The sequence below is a fragment of the Alcanivorax sp. genome (assembly GCF_002726155.1).
Lineage (GTDB): Bacteria > Pseudomonadota > Gammaproteobacteria > Pseudomonadales > Alcanivoracaceae > Alcanivorax.
This window is the reverse complement of sequence record NZ_PBSH01000008.1, coordinates 82,005-104,515: the sequence shown is the minus strand read 5'-3', so window position 1 is coordinate 104,515 and position 22,511 is coordinate 82,005. Positions and strand designations below refer to the sequence as shown.

Sequence of the window (22,511 nt, the reverse complement as noted above, 5' to 3'; positions counted from 1 at the left end):
CCATGCCGCTCAGCGGGACACGCCGCGCCGAATCACTAACGCAATGCCGCCCAGAATCGCCGCCGATGCCAGAAGCAAACGCAGGGTGAAGGCCTCGTCCAGCCATACTACCCCGGCCAGGGCCGCCAGCACCGGCACACTCAACTGCACCGTGGCCGCCGTGGAACTGGCCAGCCCGCGCAGCGCCAGGTACCAGATGGCATAACCGGCGCCCGACGCCAGAGCACCGGACAATACCGCATAAACCAGCCCGCTCCCCTGAGGCCATTGTGCCGGCCACGCAAATAGCCCCAGTGGCAGTAGCCAGATCAACGCCCGCAAGAAATTTCCGGCCGTTACCGCCGTGGCATCAGCCGCGCCCTTGCCGCGCAGGGAATACACTCCCCAGGCAGCCCCTGCCACCAACATCAAGGCGGCGGCTGCCAGCGGCGGTGCCGTGGCCCCGGGCAACATCAGCGCGACCAGACCCGTCAACGCCAACGTCAGCCCCAACCACTGCAGCGGCGCCAACCGCTCGCCACGATACAAACCGATACCAATCATGGTGGCCTGCACTGCGCCAAACAGCAGCAAGGCGCCGGTACCCGTGGCAAGCTCAACGTAGGCCAGCGAGAACCCGGCAGCGTAGACAAACAACGCCAACGCCGACCCCTGATTTCCCTGCGTAGCCATGGCTTTCACACTGCGATCGCGCAGCAACAGGATCAATCCCAGTGCCACTGCGCCGGACACCAGCCGCACCGCCGTAAAGCTGGCGGCATCTATTGCACCTTCGCGCAAGGCAAGACGGCACAGCACCGAATTGGCCGCAAAGGCCACCATGGCCAATGCTGTTAACCACAGGTTACGAGTCACAATCATTAACATTCCACAGAGAACGTATTAAAGGTAAGGACCAGCGGGGCAACAATCGGACTGGCTAACGGCATTGGCGCTCTTCCTGCTACGTCTGCTGCACTAACAATAGGCAAAAACAAGTCTTCCACTGTCACTAATACCGATGGCCATAAACGGCATCAACGAAGAGGGATAAATGGCTGCATAAGAATCCGCCACTGCATGGCTTCAATATCCAGCCATTCACGAAACGGAGCGGCTTGCTCCCCCATCAAGAAAAACAATACCGCTGCGGCATTGCAAATAACTGTGGCCCAAAATATGCCCGTGAACGGCTGTTTTCGCGTCTTGTGGCGAAACAATGGTCGGGCGATCAACGCCCCCGGCCAACCTCCCGCCAGCGCCAGTAGATGAAGGGTGTCCTCCCGCGTCCGCGGTTTCGATTTTACTGCTGCCCGTTTATCCCAGCCATAGAACAACAGCGTGATAATACTGAGCGCCACCAATGCCGCTACCAAAAAAGGCGAAAACACATAATCCCGACTCAACCATAGAACCCCGCCCAAGAACACAGCCGCCGCAACCATTGCAACCAACACCCCTACCGGGATTCTGTCTTGGCATTGCCGAGGACCAAGCACTTCTTCAGCTCGTAGCCCCTTATTTCTGTCTCTCCTGGTGCGGTATCGGACCTTGTCCCCTATTGAGGGCCTGGCTCGCCTAGCTACAAAAGCGCTGATATGAACAAATACCCTGTCACCACCATCACAAGGGGCAATAAAACCATAACCCTTGGCATCATCCCACTGAATCAGTTTTCCTTGCTGCAATGTCATTATCCCCACCACGCCCACAGCGCCGCCAGTAGCGCCACCGGCGCGGTTTCCGCCCGTAATACCCGGTTGCCCAGGGCGAAAGGGGTAAAGCCGGCCTCCGCCGCGCGCTGCAACTCGTCATCGGAAAACCCGCCTTCCGGACCCGTCAGCAATGCCAGTTCGGATTGCGTCTGCAAGGCAGCCGGAGAGAAGGGCTTTTCACCTGGGTGGGCAATCAACTTCAGGGCGGGAAGGTCCGACGCCAGCCAGTCACGCAGACTCAACACGCCACGCACGGCAGGCACCCGGTTCATCCCGCACTGCTCACACGCACTGATCGCCACCTGCTGCCAATGGGCCAGCTTCTTGTCCTGGCGCTCACCTTTGAGGCGCACTTCGCAGCGTTCGGTATCCAGAATGACCAACTCACCGGCACCCAGCTCGGTGGCTTTCTGGATCGCATAATCCATGCGCTCGCCCTTGATCATCGGCAGCGCCACGGTTACCGCCAGCGGGGCAGCGCGGTCTTCATCAGTAAACGCCTGCGGTTCGATGGTGACGGCTTTCTTGCTGATGGCAGAGATACTCGCCAACCATTCACCGCCACGACCGTTGAACACTACCAACTTATCGCCCACCGCCATGCGCAACACCTTGCCAATATGGTGGCTGGCGCTGGCACCCAGCTCTACGGCTTGCCCGGAAAGAAAATCCTGATCATCAAAAAAACGGCGCGGCATGGAATCTCCGTCATGAATAGCTGCCAGCGAGAAAAACAAAAGGCTACCATACGTGCGCCACGCGTCAGGCGTGATTTTTCCTTCCCACTGGATGAGACCCTGCCTATGGGCGAGATCGTACGGTCGGCATTTCGACCACCACTATGGTTACGCAACCCGCACCTGCAAACCCTGTGGGGGCCCATGGGCCGCAGCTTGCCGGAGGTGACACGGCGCAGCGAGCGGCTGAACCTGAAAGACGGTGACTATTTGCTGCTGGACTGGGCCGGGCCGGAAAGTCGCCCGGGGCAACTCACCGTGCTGTTACTGCATGGGCTGTCCGGCTGCAGCGATTCCCATTACATGCGCGGCATGCAGAAGGTGCTGGCCGAGGCGGGCATTCGTTCCGTGGCGATCAACAGTCGCGGCGCCAAAAAACCCAACGACACCGCCCTGTGCTACCACGCCGGGGAAGTGGACGATGTGGATGCGGTGATCAAACATGTCTTCCATGAAAACCCCACCGGCCATCGTATCGCCATTGGCGTTTCACTCGGCGGCAGCCGCCTGCTGAACTGGCTCGCCCACCGGGACAATGGCGACCTGAGTGCTGTGGCCACGGTCTGCTCCCCCTTGCGGCTGGATATCTGCGCCAACCGGCTGGATCAGGGGCTGTCGAAACTGTACCGCCAGCACCTGCTGAAAAATTTGCTGGCCAATTTCGCCGTTCAGAAAACCCACCTGGACAAGGTGAACCCCCCGGAAGCCAAACGCCTGCATCGCCTGAACATGAGCGGCATCCGCTCATTCTGGCGTTACGATGACCAGATCATCGCGCCGCTGTACGGTTTCCGTAGCGCCTACCACTATTACGCACAATGCTCCGCCGGCCCCAAGCTGCTACAGATCCGCACTCCGACCCTGATGTTGCAGAACCGCGACGATCCTTTCATGACACCGGCAACCCTGCCGCGCCAGGAAGAACTGGGGCCTGCCGTCACGCTGGAAGTGAGTGATTACGGTGGCCATGTGGGCTTTGTGGGAGACAAAAGCCAGCGCTATTGGCTGGAACAACGACTACTGGCGTTTGTGCAGGGGTTCGGGTTTCGCTGACAGGGATCGTTCTCGGCAGAGAGGGGGCAGGGAGGCGCTGAGGCCAATAACAACATGGGATCATGCCAGAATGCCATGGAGGTCAGTGAAATGTGAGGCCTGACCCCGTGCCCTGCTCCTTGACTTGTTAAGCGTCACCATCCCCACTTCAATCTATCATAAAGTGCAGCAAGCTTTCTAAAACTACTTGCATAGTTTGATACTCCATAATCAAACTTTTCTTCGTTATCAATTAAAAACTGACGAAGGGTTTCAGTATCAATTTTTTCTGCGCTTAGAAATGGAATGTAAGCAGCGGCATTTTCGGGAGTGCAAGCTTCAATAATTTGATCCATATTCATGTGGCGATAGTTTCTAAAATAAGGTTTTTTGTATGTATCCATCCTCAACTTTTTGACATCGCGAAATACAACCTTATCTATCTGATAACCGCTTTCCCTATACGCTTCCTCACTAGCAATACCCAACTTATTTAGGTACATAAACACCGGAATATTAGGTGTTGACTTACATGCTTTGGGAGCAACATGCTTTAAAATTTGCTCACAATCGTAGCCTTTATTTTCATGCAGCAAATCTTCAAACAATTCATTTTTACTAACGCTCGCATAGCCGATTGGTGACGGCCCTACAAAATCTTGTTGAGCAACCCCAACACCGACTAAAAACTCTACATCATCTTTTGTTTCAATTTCATCTATGTCAACAACGCAAATTTTCTTCTCTGGTTCTGAAGATTGCACCAGTTCGTATAGCTGCTCTTTGCAATAACGCAACACTCTGGCAGGAATTTTCCTTTTGGTGGAATGAATTGCTTTATAAACTGGAAGGAAGTCGTTAGTTTTAACTAACACTAATGGTATCTGTATTCCATCAATAGTTAAATAAGTGTCCGATATGTTTGGCTCTTCTCCTGCGGACAACCGCTGGACGAAAATCAGGTTTTTTCTCAGCTGCTCAATATTATCTTTCCCAATGCAGCCAGATATTGCCTTTAACAAACTGCTAATATTTTCATCCGAGATTGAATACCCAATAAATACAACGGGATGCTCAACAAACAAAGTTATTAATTTTGCTGCCAAGTAGGTGTTCTTTTGGTCAAAAGAATTATAATCAGAATCAGTAAGAACCAATGAATCTGAGTTAGTTGAACACCCGTGAATCTTGTATATCTCACCTATTTCCTGAGGATTTGAAAACAATAATTCTTCTTGTCCGATATACGTTTTATACTCCGGGAAAAGTTGCTCAATAAACATATCCCAATTGGTTGTAATAACGCCATCGACATTCAAGTTGGCTAGCAATTTAACCTCTTCAGAATAATCAGACTCTTTTGCTTTAGACTGATCTAGAGTAGCCAAGTAGTTACAAATCTCTATGCGAAGCGCAGATGTCTCATCTTTAATTTTTGATTTAAAGCGCTCCACACTTTTCTCATATTCTGGCGCAGCCCACCAATGTTCATTGAAGTCTTTTGCTAATAGAGCGGCTACTTTTGGATAATTCCCATTCGCGGAGGACAGATAATATTCGAATGGCTTCCCTGTCACGCAAAACTTGCTAAGCAGCCCCTTCCAGTCCTCCAGCCTCAAATATCTCCTAGAAAATCCAGACCCTAAAAAAAGAAAAGGCCCTGCTGATCGGCTTCGAAATATTTCAACTAAATTATTTTCTATATCCATATTTGTTCTCGTTCATAGCCTAATCATTCAAAGAACGTTTAACGCTTTTCTTCAGTTGCCAAAAGAACATTGAGGGTCAGGTCTTTCATCGTGCACTCGAATGCACGATGAAAGACCTGACCCCAAAGGTCGCTCTGACCCCAAAGGTCGCTACGAAACATAACGCCAAGCTTTTTGGCGAGCGGCGTAGCCGCGAGTCAAAAACAGCGCTTTGCTATACCTTTAATTGCATTATTTTCTGCGACTCGTTAACTATAGAGTCTCTGTATTTTCGGATTACGGGAATACTACTCTCAAGAAATCTGTCTATAGATTCAGGGTGCAAAGGATCTGGTATTTTATCAAAATACTCAGAAGCAAATTTCGATATTTGCTTCTGTATTTGATCAGGATAAAATATCAAATTGTTGTCAACTTCATCTTTAAATTTTTTGGATCCCATTACAGTGGCACCGTAAATAGCAGCCTGGAAACCCTGGTGAATTTCCGCAGGAACTTTTCCGTTCGAATTATGCCATAGCTGATCAAAAGGCAGTTTTAATGTATCCCGATATTTTATCGCAGATTCAGCACTCTTAAGAATTTCAGATACACTTCTTGTTAAAGAACTCAAAGCTGCGATCCGATCTTCGTAAAAAATTTTCGCTAGTTCCGTATTGCGTTGCTGCCTTATGTTATAGGCTTGAACCAATAAACTCGCTAGCGCAACGACTCCCGGGACCGCAATGGCAAGCGCTGATGTGCTATCTGACATTATTTATATCTCGTTTAGTTGTAGGCATAACGCCCGCAGCACGCGCGGCTTTGGAATGGAGGCGAAGCCGCAATGGAAAAGACGTAGCCGTGCCTGCGATTGTTAGCCCTTTTCACTGAAGTTTGCTGTCCAAGTAATGCAGAATCGTTCTACTTGCATTGCATACGAGCTCCGCATCTGCCTCCGAAAGCAGATTTTCATTTGCATGGGCCACACTCGCGTGGTTTCTCAGCTGATTCAGCGTATCTAAAACTGAAGAGAAGGACTTTAAGATTCGGTCAATTTCCGCTGACCAGTGACCGCCACTATTCAAACTTGGATGGGATTTCCGAAGAGCCTTATATAGCGAGGTAATCGTAGCATCCTTATCCACAGTGATTCCCGCCGCTTCACACTGGCTAAGGAAGTAGCCATGTAGCGCGGTATGCACCCTATCAACTCCGCTCGTGGCGCCTGATGTCGCTAGCAATGCCTCAGTATCTTTAAGCGCTCTCTCAACAACATCTCTGGCAGAGAGAGTTGGTGGCACAAACGTTGGAGCCAAGCCCTCTGGTTTTAGTCCAATTTCACGCATTAGTGCCGAGTGATTGCTCCAAAGCCAGTCCGCAGCTTTCTCGTTTTCGAGAAAACATTGCAAATTTTCGACATCATCGTTTAACAGAAACTCGATAGCCTGAAATACACAGGAGCCGTAATCGTCGTCACCCCAAGAAAGGCTGCGCAATAAACGAGAATGCCCTCGGATGTAATCGATTTGCCCAGCCTTATATCCGACCTCTTTCCAATCTGCGGCATCAAAAGTTTCAACAATAGCTTTTTGAAGGGCCAGAACCACCTTCCCCCGTAATTTACTATCTTGTTCTAGGCTCTCGAACATATGCTCTCTCACGGGGCTAACGCCTGCAGCAGGGGCGCGACGTCAGGAGCGTCCCTTGCCTGCATTGGTTGGGGCATTCATTGTCAATCACTGGCACGACTCCAAAATTGTCCCGCGATATCCTTGTGACCTGATATGTAATCCTCAACACAATACCAGCGGCCACTGACAATTAAGGGAATTTCGAAAATGATGGTTTTGGCTTCACCCATAATCTCAGTTGCATCGCCCCACTTGAGTCCAAAGTCAGCCGGATTATAGAAACGCCTCTCACCCTCAAGAGACGTAACCTGATAATGAGCGACCATTCTATCTCTCGCTTTCTGAACACGTTTAGCCAGACTACGCTCACATAACCGTGATAGCCTTCACGGACGGCTTTTAACCTTTGATCAAAATCTTCGGCAGCGCGCTCTCTATGTTCGGCATGAATGCTGGCCTCGATCAGTCTTTTGTCTTCTTCGTCCAAAACATCATTTAAATGATTGACTTCAAAAGGTTTGCAGTAGTTTTCTCTCAGCAACCCCACTAATCGCTCATCTTCAAGCATCTTACACACGTTATACAGACTTGCTGTCTTAGCGTAGTTATCGAACAAGAGGGGGTTCATGGCCGATAGCACACTCATATAGAGCGACATCCTCAATGCTTCTAGCCCGTGGGCAGCAAGACTATTATTCCAGTGCTGAATGATTGATTCATCAGACACAATAGGCTCCATCAGAGCCCTTTCTTGGTCAGCCATCAAGTATTTTCCGACAATGGCCTCTGCCAGGTGCTCAATCTTGTTCATCTGCTGACTGATAGTCATTGGGGATGCCCTAACAGGTATTAGGAAGCCGGCTCGAATATCCAATGAACGCGCCGGCTTCATATCACCAAATGCAAATTTGCATATCGAAAGATAAAAGCAGAAAAGTCAGTTAGTTACAAACCGGTCTGTTTACGCATGTTTCAATAACACTGACCTTAACGAAAAAATTATTGAGCATAGGACTCAGCCCATACACAAGGAGCGTGCAGGCCACCCCATAGGGACAAACAACCATCGTTTATCAACGCCTGCGTTGAGAGGGGTTAGTGGAATGCTTCCGGAAAAGACTGGTGGCCCTGCGTCTTCACCGCAGGGGCCCAGAGAGACAAAAGTTTTCTTCCGTGAGCTCTGTGCCCTCTGTGGTAAAACCGTTTTTTGCAGTGGCAGATGGAAGGGCAGCTATTCGCTGCCGGTTCTGTCCAGCCCGGGCACATGGCCCAGCAACAATTCGCTGGTGTTGTCCGCCGCCCGGTAGCGCGCCTTCATTTCCGTTAGATGCTCCCGGGCCTCCCCTTTCAGGAAAGGCTCCTCCAGGCAGATGATCTGATAGACGCCATGGCGCATCAGGCGCTCATCCAGGCCTTCATCTGCCGCCGCATCCGGGCGCAGGCCATGTATCAGGGCCGCCCACGACGACATCATCACCCAGGTGTTGACCATCAGCCCCTGCAGCTGCTCATCGTCCAGCGCCAGAATCCCGCTGCTACGCAACTCCTCGTAAATCACCGTCCCGCGCACCAGCACCGTTTCCACAAACTGCTGATAACGGGCCGCCAGTGCCGGGTCCGCGTGCAGAAAGTGAGACAGATCCCGGTGGAAAAACCGGTACTGCCACATGGACGCCAGCAACCCCTCGAAGTAATGCACCTTCACTTGCCAGCTTAACGGCCCCTGTGGCGCTTCCAGCAGAGCCAGAAGCTGGAGCTGATAGCGGTCGAACAGCGCGGCCACAATCGTGCCCTTGTTGCGGAAGTGGTAATACAGATTACCCGGGCTGATCCCCAAGGCATCAGCAATGTGATTGGTCGTCACATTACGCTCTCCCTGCCGATTGAAGAGGGCAAGGCTGGTTTCCAGAATACGGTCTTTGGTACTGGTCATAAGGGGCCAAATGTGGTCTTTCTGATACACGATGTTGACTCTTAGAGTAATTACTCTAAAAATCAGACTCAAGATGAATTTTTAACCATTCCATCATACCTAACTATTAAACTCGGGAGGCGAGGACCATGGTCGCCGAAGTAAAAGATCTGCACAGCAACAACCCAGACATCGCTCGCATGCAGAGCATCTTCGCTGCTCAGAAAGCGGCATACCGCCAACACCCTTACCCCAGCGCCGAACAGCGTATTGAGCTGATCAGCCGAATCAAACCGTTGTTGCTCGATCATATGGACGCCTGGACCGAGGCCCTGAACAACGACTTCACCACCCGTTCCGCCGACGAAACCAAACTCGCGGAAATCATGATTACCCTGGAAGGGCTGAAGTACACCACCAAGAAACTGCGCAAATGGATGAAGCCGTCCAAGCGCCACGTCAGCGCCATGAACTGGCCGGGCAAGACCTGGGTGGAATACCAGCCGCTGGGCGTGGTGGGCATTATCGTGCCGTGGAACTACCCGGTGCAGCTGGCCGTGGTGCCTCTGATTACTGCTCTCGCCGCCGGCAACCGGGTGATGATCAAGATGAGTGAAGCCACCCCGCGCACCGGTGCGCTACTGGAAAAGCTGATCGCCGATACCTTCCCGCAGGAGCAGGTGGCCGTGGTCAATGGTGAAGTGGATGTGGCCCAGGCTTTCTCCGAGCTGCCCTTCGACCACCTGCTGTTCACCGGCTCCACCACCGTGGGCAAGCACATCATGCGCGCGGCCTCCGCCAACCTGACGCCAGTGACCCTGGAGCTGGGCGGCAAGAGCCCCTGCATCATCGGCCAGGACTTCCCCATGAAGGACGCAGCCGAGCGCATCGCTTTCGGCAAGTGCCTGAACTCCGGCCAAACCTGTGTGGCACCGGACTACATCCTCTGCCCGGAAAGCCGCGTGGACGAGTTCATTGAAGCCTGGAAGGCGCAGGTCACCCAATCCTACCCGACCATGCTCAACAACCCGGACTTCACTGCCATCGTCAACGAGCGCCAGCACACCCGCCTCACCGGCTACGTTCAGGAAGCCCGCGAGAAAGGTGCCACGGTCATCGAGATCAACCCGGCCAATGAAGACTTCACCGGCAGCCAGAAGATCCCGCACACCATGGTGCTCAATGTCACCGACGATATGCGTATCGCCCAGGACGAAATCTTCGGCCCGCTGATGATTGTGGTGCCCTACAAAAACCTGGATGACGCCATCGAATACGTGAACGACCGACCCCGTCCGCTGGCGCTGTATTACTTCGACTGGAACCAGGACAACTGCAGCCACGTGCTCAAGAACACCCACTCCGGTGGCGTGTGCCTGAACGACACCATTTCCCATGTGGGCGTGGACGACATTCCCTTCGGCGGCATCGGCCCCTCCGGCATGGGCGCCTACCACGGCCCGGAAGGCTTCCAGACCTTCTCCCAGGCCAAAGGCATCTACAAGAAGGGCAAGATGAACGCCACCAAACACATCCTGCCTCCCTATGGGCGCGGCATGCACAAGTTCATCTACAAATATCTGTTGAAATAGAAGTCACCGTATCAACAGGAGCGCCGCCAGCGGCGCGCCTGTTGATAACGACTAACGAATAAGAAGAGTGCGCTATGGATCAGGGAATCAATCGCCGCGGCTTTCTCAAACTGAGCGCCGCCAGCAGTGCAGTACTGGCCACCGGTTCCGGGTTGGCCCTGCTCACCGGTTGCTCCAGCAATGACGGCCCGGCAACCGGCTATAAACACTTCCGACAGCAAGACGTGGACCTGCTGACCCCGCTGGTGGGCGCCGTGCTCGGCTCTGCCCTCAGCGATGCGGGCGCCACTGCCGAAGACGGCATGAAAGCCTTCGACGACCTGCTCGACGGCGGCATGCCCGGCACTCGGGGTGCGCTGTTTCAGGTACTGGATTTGATGCAACTGGGCGCCGCCCGCTGGTATGTCACCGGCAGCTGGGCCAGCTTTGCCGACCAGAGCGACGACGAGCTCCAGCAAACCCTGGCGAACTGGTCTGCCAGCGAACGGAGCCTGTCCCGCATGGCCTTCAAGGGCCTGACCCAGCCGATTTATATGGCCTGGTATGTCAAACCCACCGGCGCCCGTACTACCGGCTATCCCGGCCCGCCCCAAAAGATCGTTGCCTGACACGCGCCGCTCTCGGCCCACCCCACTTTCGGCCTTTATCGCGTGTACTGCTAGCCCAAGAAAAAGGATAACGCCATGCAGGATTTGACCACCCTCACCATCAATGTGAAAGATCCGTGGAAAGACCCGGCCAACGGCTGGGACGTGCTCGACGGCCGCACCATCACCGACAACCGTACCCTGGAAGCCGATGTGATCATCGTTGGCACCGGCGCCGGCGGCGGTGTCAGTGCGGAAATCCTCAGCCAGCGTGGCCTCAAGGTCATCCTGGTGGAAGCCGGCAAACTGAAAAGCTCCGACGATTTCAAACTGGATGAAGGCGCCGCCTACCGCGACCTGTACCAGGAAGGCGCCCTGCGTGCGACCAAAGACGCCGGCATGACCGTGCTGCAAGGTCGCACCGTGGGCGGCACCACTGTGGTCAACTGGACCAGTTGCTTCCGCACCCCCCACGAAACCCTGCAATACTGGCACGATGAATTCGGCGTGCAGGGGCTTAGTCGGGCGCAAATGGACCCCTGGTTCCAACAGATGGAAACCCGCCTCAAGGTAGAAAAGTGGGCCATGCCCCCCAACGCCAACAACGATGTAATGAAACGCGGCTGCGACAACAAGGGCTGGCACTCCGCCCTGATTCCCCGCAACGTGAGCGGCTGCTGGAACATTGGCTATTGCGGCATGGGCTGCCCCACCAACGCCAAACAATCCATGCTGGTCACCACCATTCCCGGCGCCCTGGATCATGGTTCAACGTTGATCCACAGCGCCCAGGCCGACACCCTGATCATCGAAGGCGATAGCGTCACCGGCGTGCGGGTGCGCCCGCTGAATGACGACAAGGTCCCCACCGGCGCCACCGTAACCCTCAAGGCAAAAACCGTGATCGCAGCGGGCGGCGGCATCCAGAGCCCCGCCTTGCTAATGCGCTCTGAGGCACCCGACCCCAACGGCCTGGTCGGCAAACGCACCTTCCTGCACCCCACCAGCTTTGCCTTCGGTATCTACGACAAGGAAATCGCCCCGTACTACGGCGCGCCGCAGTCCATGTATTCCGATGAATTCACCTTCAAGCACGGCGTCGATGGCCCCGCGGGCTACAAGATGGAAATGATGCCCATGCACCCGGGCCTGTCTGGCGCCTTGATGGGCGGGTTCGGCGAACGGGCCCGGGATGAAATCGAACGCCTGCCCAACCTGGCCGCCTCCATCGCCATGATTCGCGACGGCTTCCACGATGATAACCAGGGCGGCACCGTGGAATTGCGCGACAACGGCGAACCACTGCTGGATTACCCGGTTAACGAGTACCTGCTGGATGGCACCAAACGGGCCCACCTGACCATGCTGGAAATGCAGTTCGCCGCCGGCGCCAAAGAGGTTCGCCCCAGCCACGCTGATGCCGGCTACTACAAAAGCTGGAAGGCGGCCCGCGACGGTGTTGCACAGCTGGACTATGCCCCGGCCATCACCGGCCTGGGCAGCGCCCACGTCATGGGCGGCCTGACCATGGGCGCCGATGAGAGTCGCTGTACCGTTAACAGCGACAGTAGCTACAAACACCTGAACGGCCTCTACATCATCGACGGCTCCGTGTTCCCCACCAGCATCGGCGCCAACCCGCAGCTGTCCATCTACGGGCTCAGTGCACGCAATGCCTCGGCTCTGGCCGACAAACTGAAAGCCTGAGCCCCCCTGACTACCTGCTGCGCCACCTTCGCGCAGCAGGGCTTTTCATCATCCCCCTTACCGTCACACCCGACTTTCTCTGCCCATCCTCGCCGCTGCTTCCACACAAAAACAGCAGGAAGCAGGCGAAGCCGTGCGCCAAATAAGGTATAAGTGCGGCATGAAAACCCCGCAACGTTTACAGCCCCTGGTCGATGACGGTCTCGTCGATGAGGTCATCAGCCGTCTGATGAGTGGCAAGGAAGCCGATATCTTCGTGGTCCGCTGTGGCCAGGAGATCCGCTGCGCGAAAGTCTACAAGGAAGCCGCCAAGCGCAACTTCAAGAAAGCTGCCCAGTATCGGGAAGGGCGCAAGGTGCGTAACAGCCGCCGCAGCCGGGCCATGGAAAAGGGTTCCAAATTTGGCCGCGAACAGCAGGAGCAAATCTGGCAGAGCGCCGAAGTGGATGCCCTGCGCCTGCTTGCCAGCGCCGGGGTGCGCGTGCCCAAGCCCTACGACATGCTCGAAGGCGTGCTGTTGATGGAACTGGTCACCGACGACGAAGGCGATGTGGCTCCCCGGCTAAGCGAGGTGGTCATGTCCGCCGAGCAAGCCGAGGAAGACCACGCCCTGATGATGCAGTACGTGGTTCGCATGCTCTGCGCCGGCGTGGTTCACGGCGATCTGTCGGAATTCAATGTGCTGGTAGACGACTACGGCCCGGTGATCATCGATCTGCCCCAGGCCGTGGATGCCGCCGCCAACAATAACGCTGAAGCCATGCTCTACAGGGATGTGAACAACATGACCCGCTACTACGGCCAGTACGCACCGTCACTGCGCGGCAGCCGCTACGGCCAGGAAATCTGGGCCTTGTATGAAAGCGGGGAGCTGACACCGGATACCGAACTCACCGGCCACGTGGACGACGACGAGCACATTGCCGATGTGGATGATGTGCTGGCAGAGATCAAGGCCGCCTTCGAAGAAGAACAGGAACGGCGCGAACGCCTCAGCGGCGACGCAGAGGACAGTGGTTACTGAACGGCCCTGAACACACCGGGCTGGCGCAAACGCTCAGCCGCCGTGAGCTCTGGCAATCAACACTGGACGGGAATGTATTGCATCACTGCCGGCACACTGTCGGAACAGCCACGCACACATTCCATCGTCACCACTCGGGTTGCCTTTTCCGGCTCACCCACCTGCTGATACAGCGAACCACTCAGGCCACTGCCGGGCGACCCGGAACACACCAGCATCATGGTATCGCCCTTCATGAAGACACAAGGCTCACCCGTGAATGGGTGAATCGCGTCGAAGCCACTATCAGCACCTTGCGGCAACCGGACAACACCCGAACTCTCCATATCAAGACGAAACCTGTGCCCGTCGTCGCTCAGGCCTTCAAGGCGTCCCACCGACTCCGCGGACACCAGCGGCGATATCAGCAGTAGCACAATCACCCACGTTCGCATGACAACCTCCTTGTCATTGAAGCGAACCTTCACTAAAGCAAATGTGTGCGCATTTTGAAATAGCGGCTGCAAGGCGGAACCCGGAACCGCAGAGCTCAGCTTCCATCGCGACGCAGCACAAAGAAGAACGGTTGCTTCATGCCTTTCAGGTCCATAATGCCCAGCAGGGTGTTGGCGTCCACTTTACGAAAGACATCGTTGATCGGCAGGTTGTCGTACATCATGGTCGCCGTGGCCCCCCCCCGGTAAGTGGTGGTGCGCAGTCGCGCCGCCGATTTACGCCCGGACAACAACGGCAACATCCACTGAAACACCTTGCCCACAAACGCCGAATTCAGGAACGGCATCTGATCCAGCAACCCCAACCCGGGCATGGCCAGTAGCGGCTTCACCGAGGTGAGCTTGCCGGAGACCTTGCGGAACACCAGCGGGTGCACATGCTCTTCGCTCTCGAAGCGCTTGCCATGCCAGTGGCAACGCTCCAGCACCCCGTCCAGCGGGTGACCGGTTTCAAACCCTTCGCCTTTCCAGGCACCGATCATGAAATCCGGGGCCACCGGCTCCAGCGCATCAAAAATGGCCAGCGCCTCATCCCGGGTCACTTGTCCCTGTGCCTTTGCTGCCGTAAACGACAGGCCCGGCACAGCCTGAACAGAGGGATTAGCTTGCGTTGCGCGACTCATGGGCTTTCCTGCAGGTAACGAATAAGAGGAAAATCACGCTAATGACCGCGCCTTCCGCACGCCAGTAAAAATCGACACTTGTCCGACCAGGGCGCTAACCAAAACCACCAGAATTGACGAAAAGTGCCGCCAGCAGGCAAAAGGTAAATCTTTCTGGAAATTGCGTTTACCCTGCGCAGGACTGGCTGCGCCGCTGCGCCTCAGCACTGGCGAGCAAACGTTTTTGCTCCTCACCCAACAGCCGGCTGACCGCCTTCAGCTCCGTGATCTTGCGATCCACCGCGGCTTTCTTCTCGGCCATCAATGCCGCCCCCTGGTCACAATCGATGCTGTCACTGCGCAGGGCGTCCAGCACCTCGCGGATCTCCTTGAGCGAAAACCCCAGCGCCTTGAGCTGGCGCACCATGCCCACCCGCTGCACCGCTTTTTCCGAATAATCCCGGTAGTTATTACCCCGCCTGCCGACCTCCAGCAGCAACCCCTCTTTCTCGTAATACCGCAAGGTATGGCGGCTTACACCGGTTCGTTGCTCCAGCTCTGCAATGCGCATAGGAAGCTCACTTATTCCCTGTTGACCTTAGAGCATACTCTACACCTTAGCGTAGTCGTGAGCTTTCTCCGCACCTCCGTGAAAACAGGAAAAGGACATCACCATGATCTTCTTTATCACCGGGGCCACCGGTTTTATCGGTCGCCACGTCTGCGCCAGCCTGACCCGCCAGAACCACACCGTCGTCACCATGCTGCGGCGCCCAGAGGCTCAACTGGATACCCTCCGCCAACAGGTAAACGCCCTTGGCGGGCAAGGGGACTTGCTACAGCCGGTCAGCGGCGATCTGGATCAGCCTCATCTGGGCCTGACCGCCCCCCTTCCCGAACTCGACGCCGTCATTCACCTCGGCGCCCGTTTCGCCTGGCGGCTGGACACCAGGACCGCCCGCCACACCAATGTCGCAGGCAGCCTGGCCGTGGCCGAACTGGCCCGCCAACACCAATGCCGTCTGGTATTTATCAGTGGTTTTATGCTGGAAAACCGGGCGCACCTGACTCGGCTTGGCATTGATACCGCCGCACCCGCAGGCACCGACTGGCCAAAGGTCTACCGGCGGGCCGGCGGTTATGAAGCCAGCAAACTGGAAGCCGCCTTTCGGGCACGGGCTTTCGCCAAACAGCACGCGCTCGATTTTGTGGAAGTCCAGCCCGCTACCGTGGCCGGCAACAGCCAGACCGGCGAGCTGGATAACAGCCAACCGCTATACAGCCTGCTCGACAATCTCGCTCGCGGTCGCCTGGCGCTGGTGCCCGGCACGCCGGCACACTGGCTGCCTCTGGTGGCCGTGGACCACCTCGCAGACATCATTCGCCTGGCCGCCACCGCCGAGGCTGTACCGGAAAAACTGCTGGCCCTGGATAGGCAGACACCGAATCTTCAACCGATGCTCGCGCAAGCGGCCGCTCACATGAACAAACATGCCCCGCGTCGCTATATCCCCATTCCCGTTCTGGCTGCACTGTTACGCCTGCCCGGCCTGGCAGCATTGATGAATACTTACCCGGAAGCACTCCACTTTATTCAACCTACACGCTTTGATACCGCCATTACGGAAGCTTTTCTCCAGCAGCATCATGCCATCGCCCCAAACATAAAGGAGGTGATAGAAAAGAGCACCCGGCGATACCACCAGCAGCAGGCCCACACTGAGGCACAGTAAATTCCCAGGAAGCAATAAAGAAAACGGAAAGGGGAAAAGAAAAAGAGGAATGAGAAAAAGCCCCGCCAACCAGAAGGCATGGCGGGGTGAAAGCAGATTACAGCGACAGCGTGGATTCCACTTCCTGACAGTTACGGCGAGCCAGGGCCAGATTCGATTTGCTTTTGTCCAGCACCAGATAGATAAACAGGCCTTCTTTCGAAGCCACCGGACGAATAATGTGATACTGGGTCCCGAGGGTAATCAGGATGTCTTCAATCTTGTCATTGAGCCCCAGCGACTTCATGGTTTTCAACTTTGCGCGGACCACTTCCGTGTTGCCCGCCGCTGCCAGCTCCAGGTCCAGCCCGGTGCCGGATTGACCCAGCACCATGCCACTGTTGGCATCAACAATGGCGGTACACATGGCACCGTCAGACTGCAGCAATACATCCATACTTTCTTTGACATTAGCCATGGTAAATCTCCTTCAACACTTATGTTATCCCGATATTTTCATTGGGTTATAAAATTTACTTTTTTAGTTTTTCCTCCAGAGCGGCACAACAATTCTTGGCCCCCCAGAGAAGCTGCCCCAACAAAGAGGCATCGTTCGCCACCACTGCAAGTGCCAGTGGTGGCTTTAGATTCGGAACCTTCATGACCGCAACAACGCCTTCGTCCGATTCAACAATCAATCTGCTGCATTCGGAAATGCCCGCTTCCTTGGCAATGGCAGAACTGATCGCCGCCAATGAACTGCCCATGGCTGCAAGCCGGCTTGCGCTATCCTTGTTCACCTGTAACGAGGCCACTTCAAACCCATCGGCACTCAGCAGTACTGCCGAGGTAACGCCTTTGGTATTTTCCTGAAAACTTTCCAGTTCTTTCTGGGCAACCGCTGTTTCGGTTTTTCCCAGCGGAGAGACGACTTTCATGCTTGCATCATTCCCATTTCGTTAACTTCAATTTGGCAAAGCAATGCCTCGACCAGTAACAGAACATCGTCTTTTTCCCTGACATCCACAGAAAAAATGGGCGGTGAAATATGGCGTTCCAGCAAGGCATCAGTGATTCGTTCGATAATTTCAAAATCCTCGCTGGCCAGGCGACCTACGCCGATGACCATTGGCATGGCACCCTGCTCCCAGAATGCATCCACAAACACTGACAAGTGGCTATCCAGATCCGGGTGCTCGCCATTCAACAGCACAATCACACCAGCAGCATTATTGGCAAGAATCGGCCACATAAACCGGAACCGCTCCTGCCCTGGTGTGCCATAAAGGCGCACACCACCCCCGCCAGGAATATCAATGAAGCCATAGTCCAGCGCTGCCGTGGTCATTTCCTTGTCGCACTGGTCGATATCGGTATTCACCACATCCGTGGACACACATTCCTGGTCACTTAACGCAGTAATTGCCGTGGTTTTCCCTGCCCCCATGGGACCGGTAAAAAGAATTTTGAATTCGTCATTTGTCATTGCTAAGCACTCAACCCCAATCGACTGCGCAAGCCTTTGATCAAACCACCAAAGCGTCCTTTTCCTTCCTCGGCAGCGGCCTCCGGCAACGCCACCTGAACGGCTTCCTCGAACACCATCAGGTCACTCATTTCACACGCATTGATGAACCGGTCCAGCTCTTCCTCGCTGCAGTGTGACACTTGCTGAAGTTGCTCACGGGTCAGGGGGCGCTTGGTCATCAAGGCGCACAGAGACAAATGCGTGCGGCTCTTTTCCAGGGTGCCGAAACTGGGCCAGCGTTTAAGGTGAAACGCTCCTTCAGGATTCATCCAGGGTGCCAGATGCGTGGCGCCGTAACGTGACACCATCCAGCACAATGAAAACAGCGGACAAGCCACCGTCTCTTCCGGTACGACCTCTGTGGTAGGTTTCAGGGGGCCTAACTCTACGGAACCTGCAGCCAACTGGCGGAACAGCGCCTTGCTTGCATAGAAACGTTGGGACGCCGGCTTGAAATACAGCGCGCCATGGGACGATGACGACACCAACAGTCCTGCCGGGTCAGGCACGTTTCCATTAACCGCCTCATGCAGGGATAACCAGAAAGGAGAGACATTATTGGATACAGCCGTAGAGGGCGCAGTCACTTGGGCAGGGGAATGGGACGGTGATGCCGCCCCGGACGACAAGGTGTCCGCAACTTCGTCGAGCACGGATAACAACTGCATGACCCGAAAAGGGTGCTGCAGAATAAACGGCGACGCCGGTTTTTGCTGATTACCGTGGTATACGACAATGCGTGGCTTGTCGCTACGCTCCCAGCGTTGCGTTTCATCCGTTTGATCGCAGGAAATCATCAGCACATCTGCGCTGTCGGGATCACTATGGCTCCAGTCCACTTCAGACCGGCCATCCATGATCTTCAACATGGACAAGCAGGCGCTTGCCGTATCATCCCCCAATCCTACAAAGCCCAGCCGTTGCTTTCTCATCGTTTCCACAATCCATGAAATCGGCATCTATCCCTGAACATCCCAGACAAGGAGACCTTCCCTGGGACCGGCGGCTTCCGGTGCTACACCCGGTTAATACTTTATGTGACTTGAGTCCCAAACTAGTCCTGAGGCTTTTCAACCGGCAAACGGATGGCGACAAGCGGGCGATTAAAGCGGATGAATATATAAAATTAATTGCTGAAAGCTGATTTCCACGAAAATCAAGCACCAAACATTGCGCATTTTCCCTTACTTTATGTAAGCAAATGCTTACATTTGGGTGACCCACTTCATCAATCCCAGCCCCATTAGCGGGCTCCAACGTCCTTCTAACCGGTTTCAAACCCAGCTCCGTCATACCTGCAACTCTGCCAACGCATCGGGTATGCTTGCGGCACAGTGGGTATCCGGGGTGCTCCCGGATACGGTTTCTACCGCGACAGAGCGAGCCAAGCATGACCAACCGCGTAATTTATCCCGGCACCTTCGATCCCATTACCAACGGCCACCTGGATCTGGTGGAACGGGCCGCCAAAATGTTTGATGAGGTCGTGGTAGGCATCGCCGCCAGCGAGAAGAAGGGCCCCCTGTTTACGCTGGAAGAGCGCGTGGATCTGACCCGGCGGGTGCTATCGCACCTGCCGAATGTGAAGGTCACCGGCTTTTCCAAGCTGCTGGCCCATTTTTGCCGGGAAGAGGGCGGCAACATCTTGTTGCGGGGCCTGCGCGCGGTCAGTGACTTTGAGTACGAATTCCAGCTGGCCAACATGAACCGCCAGCTGGCGCCAGAGCTGGAGACGGTATTCCTGACCCCTGCGGAACACCTGTCCTTTATTTCCAGCTCCCTGATCCGCGAAATCGCGCTACTGGACGGGGATGTAAATAACTTTGTGCCACCACTGGTCGCCGAAGCCCTGGAAGAGAAACGCAAGGCGCGGCAGAAGTAACCGTGACGAGGTGCGAGTAACGAGTTGCGAAAGGCCAGGCCGACCACCAGCTTTGCCTTCCGTAATCTATCGGCTGATACCCGCGAATAGAACCATAAAGCCGGATGTTCATCGCCAGAACCAACGTGATCGCGAGTTATCCGCTTACGAGAGCAGGGCAGGCAGGTCTGCCCGGTTTTGCATTTCGACACTCGCTCCTCGTCACTCGTTACTTTAGCCTCGCCATCAGAACCGTTCCCTGTTGATAACGGCCTTAATAGGAGAAACCCCATGCGCCACCTGCTTTCACTCCTGCTGCTGATCACCGTCACCGCTCAGGCGGCCGGGCCGGGCAAGAACGCGGTGGCCAGCGCCCATCCTCTGGCCACGGAAGCCGGGCTCAACATTCTCGAGCAGGGCGGTAATGCCTTCGATGCGGCCGTGGCCGTGGCGGCGGCCCTGGCGGTGGTCGAACCCTATTCTGCCGGTATGGGCGGGGGCGGCTTCTGGCTGCTGCACCGGGAACAGGACGGTTTGCAGACCTTTGTAGACGCCCGTGAAACTGCTCCCGGCGCCGCCACCGCCACCATGTACCAGGACAAGGATGGCAACGTCATGCGCGACTGGGCGGTAAACGGCCCCAGCGCCGCCGGCATTCCCGGCCAGGCCGCCGCCTTCGCCCACCTTGCGGACAACTACGGCAAACTACCCCTCACTGCCACCCTGGCCCCGGCCATTGCACTGGCCGAGAAAGGCTTCCGCGTAGAGGAGCATTACCGCAAGCTCGCCGGTTACCGCGAAGACGTGCTCAACCGTTTCCCGGAAGCCGCCGCCATTTTCCTGCACAACGGCAAGGTGCCTCCCAATAACCACCTGATCCAGCAACCGGATCTGGCCCGGGTACTCACCGCCATCGCTGAACAGGGCAACGCAGGGTTCTATCAGGGCGCCGTAGCCAAACAACTGGTGGACGGCGTGCAACAGGCCGGCGGCATCTGGACGCTAGACGATCTGGCTAACTACACCGTGGTGGAACGCACACCCACCGTCAGCCCGTTCCGCGAGGGACGAGTCATCTCCGCACCGCCGCCGTCCTCCGGCGGCATCGTCATGGGCGAAGCACTGAACATCCTCAGCCAGTTCAACGCCGGTGACACCGGCGACATGACCCCGCACCTGGTCATCGAAGCCATGCGCCGCGCCTACCAGGACCGGGCCCGCTATCTGGGTGACCCGGATTTTGTGGATATGCCTGTGGATAAGCTGTTGAGTACCGACTACGCCAAACAGCGCGCCAGCAGCATCACCCTGGACAAGGCCACCCCCAGCAGCAGCCTGGGCGAGCCCATCGGCGTGGAAGAGGGCTTTCACACCACCCATTTCTCGGTACTGGATAAAGACGGCAACCGGGTCGCCGCCACCCTGAGCATTAACCTGCCGTTCGGTAGCGGCTTTGTGGCCCCCGGCACCGGAGTGCTGCTCAACAACGAAATGGACGATTTCTCCGCCAAACCCGGCAGCCCCAATGCCTACGGCCTGGTCGGCAGCCAGGCCAACGCCATCGCCCCCGGCAAGCGCCCGCTGTCTTCCATGACCCCCACCTTCGTGGAGTTCGACGACCGGGTCGCCATTCTCGGCACCCCCGGCGGCAGCCGCATCATCTCCATGGTGATGCTGGGCGTCATTGCAGCCGCCAACGATAAACCGGTGGAAGACTGGGTGAGCCGTGTGCGATTCCACCATCAGTTTCTGCCTGACGAAGTCCAGGCAGAGCCGGAATTCGTCGGCAGCCAGGCCGCCAAGGAATTGATGCTGATGGGACACAAAGTGGTTTCCACCGGCCGCAACTACGGCAATATGCAGGCCATCCTGTGGCGCAAGGGCAATGGCAAGAACAGCGGCGAAGTCACCGCTGCCAGCGACCCCCGTGGTATTGGCAGTGCCGAGGTACGCTCGCCGCAAGCGCACACCGATTAACCACTAGGGAACCTCTGAATAACTCCTTGCATGCTCAGTCTTTCAGGCTGGTTCGCAATCTAGGCGCGCTTTTGAAGGTGTATGTCCATCCATCAAGAAAGCGCAACAACGAGTGCGGGCCAGCCTGAAAGACCCGAAGGGCGCGGCCTGGAGCGCCCATCTACTGCGCCTTGTCTCTCGGAAAGGGAACCACCCTGTCCGTCCAGACAAGACACAGCAGCTGCACGCTCCAGACCACGCTGAGTACGCAAGGAGTTATTCAGAGGTTCCCTAGCGTTCATTCGCCTGATGAAAACCGGAGCCCTGTCATGAGTGAGCTTTTCCAGTTCGGCAAACAGGTTCTTGCCAGCCAGCCATTCAGCGCGCTGCTGGGTACCGAACTCGAAGCCTTCGAACCTGGCAAGGCCGTGCTGACGCTGGCCGTGCGCGATGAACTGAAACAACAACACGGCTTTGTCCACGGCGGTGTTGTCAGCTATCTCGCCGACAATGCGCTCACCTATGCCGGCGGCTCGGTACTGGGGGACTCGGTCACCTCCGAATACAAGATCAACTATCTGCGCCCGGCGCTGGGGGAGCGGCTAACGGCCCGCGCCACGGTGCTTTCCAGTGGCCAAAAACAGGCGGTTTGCCAGTGTGAAGTGATCGCCCTGAATAACGGCGAAGAACGGCTCGTCGCTGTTGCCCAGGGCACCATCAGCAAGGTGGATACAAGAAACTAATTCCTCCA

The 22,511-nt window shown here is 55.9% G+C and carries 24 protein-coding genes; 9 read left to right on the top strand and 15 right to left on the bottom strand.

Annotated elements, in window-relative coordinates; all coding sequences use genetic code 11:
* Nucleotides 1-9: 9 nt before the first annotated feature.
* The 3 genes from CL546_RS03035 to CL546_RS03025 form a co-directional block, all read right to left on the bottom strand.
* Complete coding sequence (locus tag CL546_RS03035; RefSeq protein WP_290492959.1) at nt 10-861, bottom strand: DMT family transporter; 852 nt, start codon at nt 859-861, stop codon at nt 10-12.
* 155 nt (nt 862-1,016) lie between these two features.
* Nucleotides 1,017-1,673: a cold shock and DUF1294 domain-containing protein gene (locus CL546_RS03030; RefSeq protein WP_290492958.1), complete on the bottom strand. Its 657-nt coding sequence runs from the start codon at nt 1,671-1,673 to the stop codon at nt 1,017-1,019.
* Entirely contained in the window at nt 1,673-2,392 is a 720-nt protein-coding gene (locus tag CL546_RS03025; protein WP_290492957.1) for a 16S rRNA (uracil(1498)-N(3))-methyltransferase, read from the bottom strand. Before CL546_RS03025 ends, CL546_RS03030 begins: the two co-directional genes overlap by 1 nt.
* 105 nt (nt 2,393-2,497) lie before the next feature.
* Between CL546_RS03025 and CL546_RS03020 the strand changes: the two genes are divergently transcribed.
* Complete coding sequence (locus tag CL546_RS03020; protein ID WP_290492956.1) at nt 2,498-3,484, top strand: YheT family hydrolase; 987 nt, start codon at nt 2,498-2,500, stop codon at nt 3,482-3,484.
* A 134-nt stretch (nt 3,485-3,618) separates the two neighbouring features.
* On the opposite strand, the gene CL546_RS03015 is transcribed toward CL546_RS03020, so the two are convergent.
* The 5 genes from CL546_RS03015 to CL546_RS02995 form a co-directional block, all read right to left on the bottom strand.
* Nucleotides 3,619-5,172, bottom strand: a complete 1,554-nt coding sequence (locus CL546_RS03015; RefSeq protein WP_290492955.1) for an SIR2 family protein — start codon at nt 5,170-5,172, stop codon at nt 3,619-3,621.
* 214 nt (nt 5,173-5,386) lie between these two features.
* Nucleotides 5,387-5,926 carry a hypothetical protein gene (locus tag CL546_RS03010; RefSeq protein WP_290492954.1) on the bottom strand — a complete coding sequence of 180 codons (540 nt, stop codon included), beginning with the start codon at nt 5,924-5,926 and terminating at the stop codon, nt 5,387-5,389.
* A 112-nt stretch (nt 5,927-6,038) separates the two neighbouring features.
* Nucleotides 6,039-6,803 carry an abortive infection family protein gene (locus CL546_RS03005; RefSeq protein WP_290492953.1) on the bottom strand — a complete coding sequence of 255 codons (765 nt, stop codon included), beginning with the start codon at nt 6,801-6,803 and terminating at the stop codon, nt 6,039-6,041.
* Nucleotides 6,804-6,975: 172 nt separating this feature from the next.
* A complete protein-coding gene (locus CL546_RS03000; RefSeq protein WP_290492952.1) occupies nt 6,976-7,614 on the bottom strand; it encodes a hypothetical protein in 639 nt (212 codons plus the stop codon).
* A gap of 402 nt (nt 7,615-8,016) precedes the next feature.
* On the bottom strand, nt 8,017-8,718 hold the full coding sequence (locus CL546_RS02995) for a TetR/AcrR family transcriptional regulator (protein WP_290492951.1): 702 nt from the start codon (nt 8,716-8,718) through the stop codon (nt 8,017-8,019).
* Nucleotides 8,719-8,846: 128 nt separating this feature from the next.
* On the opposite strand from CL546_RS02995, the gene CL546_RS02990 reads away from it, so the two are divergent.
* From CL546_RS02990 to CL546_RS02975, 4 genes are all read left to right on the top strand, one after another.
* Nucleotides 8,847-10,289 (top strand): coniferyl aldehyde dehydrogenase, encoded by a 1,443-nt coding sequence (locus CL546_RS02990; RefSeq protein ID WP_290492950.1) that lies wholly within the window; start codon nt 8,847-8,849, stop codon nt 10,287-10,289.
* A 74-nt stretch (nt 10,290-10,363) separates the two neighbouring features.
* Nucleotides 10,364-10,897: a twin-arginine translocation signal domain-containing protein gene (locus CL546_RS02985; protein WP_290492949.1), complete on the top strand. Its 534-nt coding sequence runs from the start codon at nt 10,364-10,366 to the stop codon at nt 10,895-10,897.
* A 75-nt stretch (nt 10,898-10,972) separates the two neighbouring features.
* A complete protein-coding gene (locus CL546_RS02980; RefSeq protein WP_290492948.1) occupies nt 10,973-12,583 on the top strand; it encodes a GMC family oxidoreductase in 1,611 nt (536 codons plus the stop codon).
* Nucleotides 12,584-12,743: 160 nt separating this feature from the next.
* Nucleotides 12,744-13,607: a PA4780 family RIO1-like protein kinase gene (locus CL546_RS02975; RefSeq protein WP_290492947.1), complete on the top strand. Its 864-nt coding sequence runs from the start codon at nt 12,744-12,746 to the stop codon at nt 13,605-13,607.
* Nucleotides 13,608-13,663: 56 nt separating this feature from the next.
* Here CL546_RS02975 and CL546_RS02970 read toward each other — a convergent pair whose 3' ends face one another.
* The 3 genes from CL546_RS02970 to CL546_RS02960 all read right to left on the bottom strand — a co-directional run bounded on the left by CL546_RS02970 (nt 13,664) and on the right by CL546_RS02960 (nt 15,274).
* A complete protein-coding gene (locus CL546_RS02970; RefSeq protein WP_290492946.1) occupies nt 13,664-14,041 on the bottom strand; it encodes a hypothetical protein in 378 nt (125 codons plus the stop codon).
* 95 nt (nt 14,042-14,136) lie between these two features.
* Nucleotides 14,137-14,724 (bottom strand): DUF4334 domain-containing protein, encoded by a 588-nt coding sequence (locus tag CL546_RS02965; RefSeq protein WP_290492945.1) that lies wholly within the window; start codon nt 14,722-14,724, stop codon nt 14,137-14,139.
* A 166-nt stretch (nt 14,725-14,890) separates the two neighbouring features.
* The gene (locus CL546_RS02960; RefSeq protein ID WP_290492944.1) at nt 14,891-15,274 is read right to left on the bottom strand and encodes a MerR family transcriptional regulator; all 384 of its coding nucleotides are present in this window, start codon (nt 15,272-15,274) and stop codon (nt 14,891-14,893) included.
* Between the two features lie 103 nt (nt 15,275-15,377).
* On the opposite strand from CL546_RS02960, the gene CL546_RS02955 reads away from it, so the two are divergent.
* Nucleotides 15,378-16,436 carry an SDR family oxidoreductase gene (locus CL546_RS02955; RefSeq protein WP_290492943.1) on the top strand — a complete coding sequence of 353 codons (1,059 nt, stop codon included), beginning with the start codon at nt 15,378-15,380 and terminating at the stop codon, nt 16,434-16,436.
* 97 nt (nt 16,437-16,533) lie between these two features.
* Here CL546_RS02955 and CL546_RS02950 read toward each other — a convergent pair whose 3' ends face one another.
* Genes CL546_RS02950 through CL546_RS02935 form a run of 4 tightly spaced genes read right to left on the bottom strand, consistent with a single transcriptional unit; the run spans nt 16,534 to nt 18,902 of the window.
* Nucleotides 16,534-16,893, bottom strand: coding sequence for a hypothetical protein (locus tag CL546_RS02950; protein ID WP_290492942.1), 360 nt, complete (start codon nt 16,891-16,893; stop codon nt 16,534-16,536).
* Between the two features lie 55 nt (nt 16,894-16,948).
* A complete protein-coding gene (locus tag CL546_RS02945; protein ID WP_290492941.1) occupies nt 16,949-17,353 on the bottom strand; it encodes a roadblock/LC7 domain-containing protein in 405 nt (134 codons plus the stop codon).
* Nucleotides 17,350-17,901: a GTP-binding protein gene (locus CL546_RS02940; RefSeq protein WP_290492940.1), complete on the bottom strand. Its 552-nt coding sequence runs from the start codon at nt 17,899-17,901 to the stop codon at nt 17,350-17,352. The genes CL546_RS02945 and CL546_RS02940 overlap by 4 nt, the downstream gene beginning before the upstream one ends.
* A 2-nt stretch (nt 17,902-17,903) precedes the next feature.
* Entirely contained in the window at nt 17,904-18,902 is a 999-nt protein-coding gene (locus CL546_RS02935; RefSeq protein WP_290492939.1) for a hypothetical protein, read from the bottom strand.
* 431 nt (nt 18,903-19,333) lie between these two features.
* On the opposite strand from CL546_RS02935, the gene coaD reads away from it, so the two are divergent.
* The 3 genes from coaD (at nt 19,334) to CL546_RS02920 (ending at nt 22,503) form a co-directional block, all read left to right on the top strand.
* Nucleotides 19,334-19,825 (top strand): pantetheine-phosphate adenylyltransferase, encoded by a 492-nt coding sequence (coaD, locus tag CL546_RS02930; RefSeq protein ID WP_007150106.1) that lies wholly within the window; start codon nt 19,334-19,336, stop codon nt 19,823-19,825.
* A gap of 270 nt (nt 19,826-20,095) precedes the next feature.
* The gene (gene ggt / locus CL546_RS02925) at nt 20,096-21,781 is read left to right on the top strand and encodes a gamma-glutamyltransferase (protein ID WP_290492938.1); all 1,686 of its coding nucleotides are present in this window, start codon (nt 20,096-20,098) and stop codon (nt 21,779-21,781) included.
* 308 nt (nt 21,782-22,089) lie between these two features.
* Nucleotides 22,090-22,503, top strand: coding sequence for a PaaI family thioesterase (locus tag CL546_RS02920; RefSeq protein WP_290492937.1), 414 nt, complete (start codon nt 22,090-22,092; stop codon nt 22,501-22,503).
* The last annotated feature ends 8 nt before the right edge of the window (nt 22,504-22,511 follow it).

Bases quoted from the DNA above. Each gene is read 5' to 3' on its own strand.
- CL546_RS03035 (WP_290492959.1), bottom strand. From the start codon at position 861: ATGATTGTGACTCGTAACCTGTGGTTAACAGCATTGGCCATGGTGGCC.
- CL546_RS03030 (WP_290492958.1), bottom strand. From the start codon at position 1,673: ATGACATTGCAGCAAGGAAAACTGATTCAGTGGGATGATGCCAAGGGT.
- CL546_RS03025 (WP_290492957.1), bottom strand. From the start codon at position 2,392: ATGCCGCGCCGTTTTTTTGATGATCAGGATTTTCTTTCCGGGCAAGCC.
- CL546_RS03020 (WP_290492956.1), top strand. From the start codon at position 2,498: ATGGGCGAGATCGTACGGTCGGCATTTCGACCACCACTATGGTTACGC.
- CL546_RS03015 (WP_290492955.1), bottom strand. From the start codon at position 5,172: ATGGATATAGAAAATAATTTAGTTGAAATATTTCGAAGCCGATCAGCA.
- CL546_RS03010 (WP_290492954.1), bottom strand. From the start codon at position 5,926: ATGTCAGATAGCACATCAGCGCTTGCCATTGCGGTCCCGGGAGTCGTT.
- CL546_RS03005 (WP_290492953.1), bottom strand. From the start codon at position 6,803: ATGTTCGAGAGCCTAGAACAAGATAGTAAATTACGGGGGAAGGTGGTT.
- CL546_RS03000 (WP_290492952.1), bottom strand. From the start codon at position 7,614: ATGACTATCAGTCAGCAGATGAACAAGATTGAGCACCTGGCAGAGGCC.
- CL546_RS02995 (WP_290492951.1), bottom strand. From the start codon at position 8,718: ATGACCAGTACCAAAGACCGTATTCTGGAAACCAGCCTTGCCCTCTTC.
- CL546_RS02990 (WP_290492950.1), top strand. From the start codon at position 8,847: ATGGTCGCCGAAGTAAAAGATCTGCACAGCAACAACCCAGACATCGCT.
- CL546_RS02985 (WP_290492949.1), top strand. From the start codon at position 10,364: ATGGATCAGGGAATCAATCGCCGCGGCTTTCTCAAACTGAGCGCCGCC.
- CL546_RS02980 (WP_290492948.1), top strand. From the start codon at position 10,973: ATGCAGGATTTGACCACCCTCACCATCAATGTGAAAGATCCGTGGAAA.
- CL546_RS02975 (WP_290492947.1), top strand. From the start codon at position 12,744: ATGAAAACCCCGCAACGTTTACAGCCCCTGGTCGATGACGGTCTCGTC.
- CL546_RS02970 (WP_290492946.1), bottom strand. From the start codon at position 14,041: ATGCGAACGTGGGTGATTGTGCTACTGCTGATATCGCCGCTGGTGTCC.
- CL546_RS02965 (WP_290492945.1), bottom strand. From the start codon at position 14,724: ATGAGTCGCGCAACGCAAGCTAATCCCTCTGTTCAGGCTGTGCCGGGC.
- CL546_RS02960 (WP_290492944.1), bottom strand. From the start codon at position 15,274: ATGCGCATTGCAGAGCTGGAGCAACGAACCGGTGTAAGCCGCCATACC.
- CL546_RS02955 (WP_290492943.1), top strand. From the start codon at position 15,378: ATGATCTTCTTTATCACCGGGGCCACCGGTTTTATCGGTCGCCACGTC.
- CL546_RS02950 (WP_290492942.1), bottom strand. From the start codon at position 16,893: ATGGCTAATGTCAAAGAAAGTATGGATGTATTGCTGCAGTCTGACGGT.
- CL546_RS02945 (WP_290492941.1), bottom strand. From the start codon at position 17,353: ATGAAAGTCGTCTCTCCGCTGGGAAAAACCGAAACAGCGGTTGCCCAG.
- CL546_RS02940 (WP_290492940.1), bottom strand. From the start codon at position 17,901: ATGACAAATGACGAATTCAAAATTCTTTTTACCGGTCCCATGGGGGCA.
- CL546_RS02935 (WP_290492939.1), bottom strand. From the start codon at position 18,902: ATGCCGATTTCATGGATTGTGGAAACGATGAGAAAGCAACGGCTGGGC.
- coaD (WP_007150106.1), top strand. From the start codon at position 19,334: ATGACCAACCGCGTAATTTATCCCGGCACCTTCGATCCCATTACCAAC.
- ggt (WP_290492938.1), top strand. From the start codon at position 20,096: ATGCGCCACCTGCTTTCACTCCTGCTGCTGATCACCGTCACCGCTCAG.
- CL546_RS02920 (WP_290492937.1), top strand. From the start codon at position 22,090: ATGAGTGAGCTTTTCCAGTTCGGCAAACAGGTTCTTGCCAGCCAGCCA.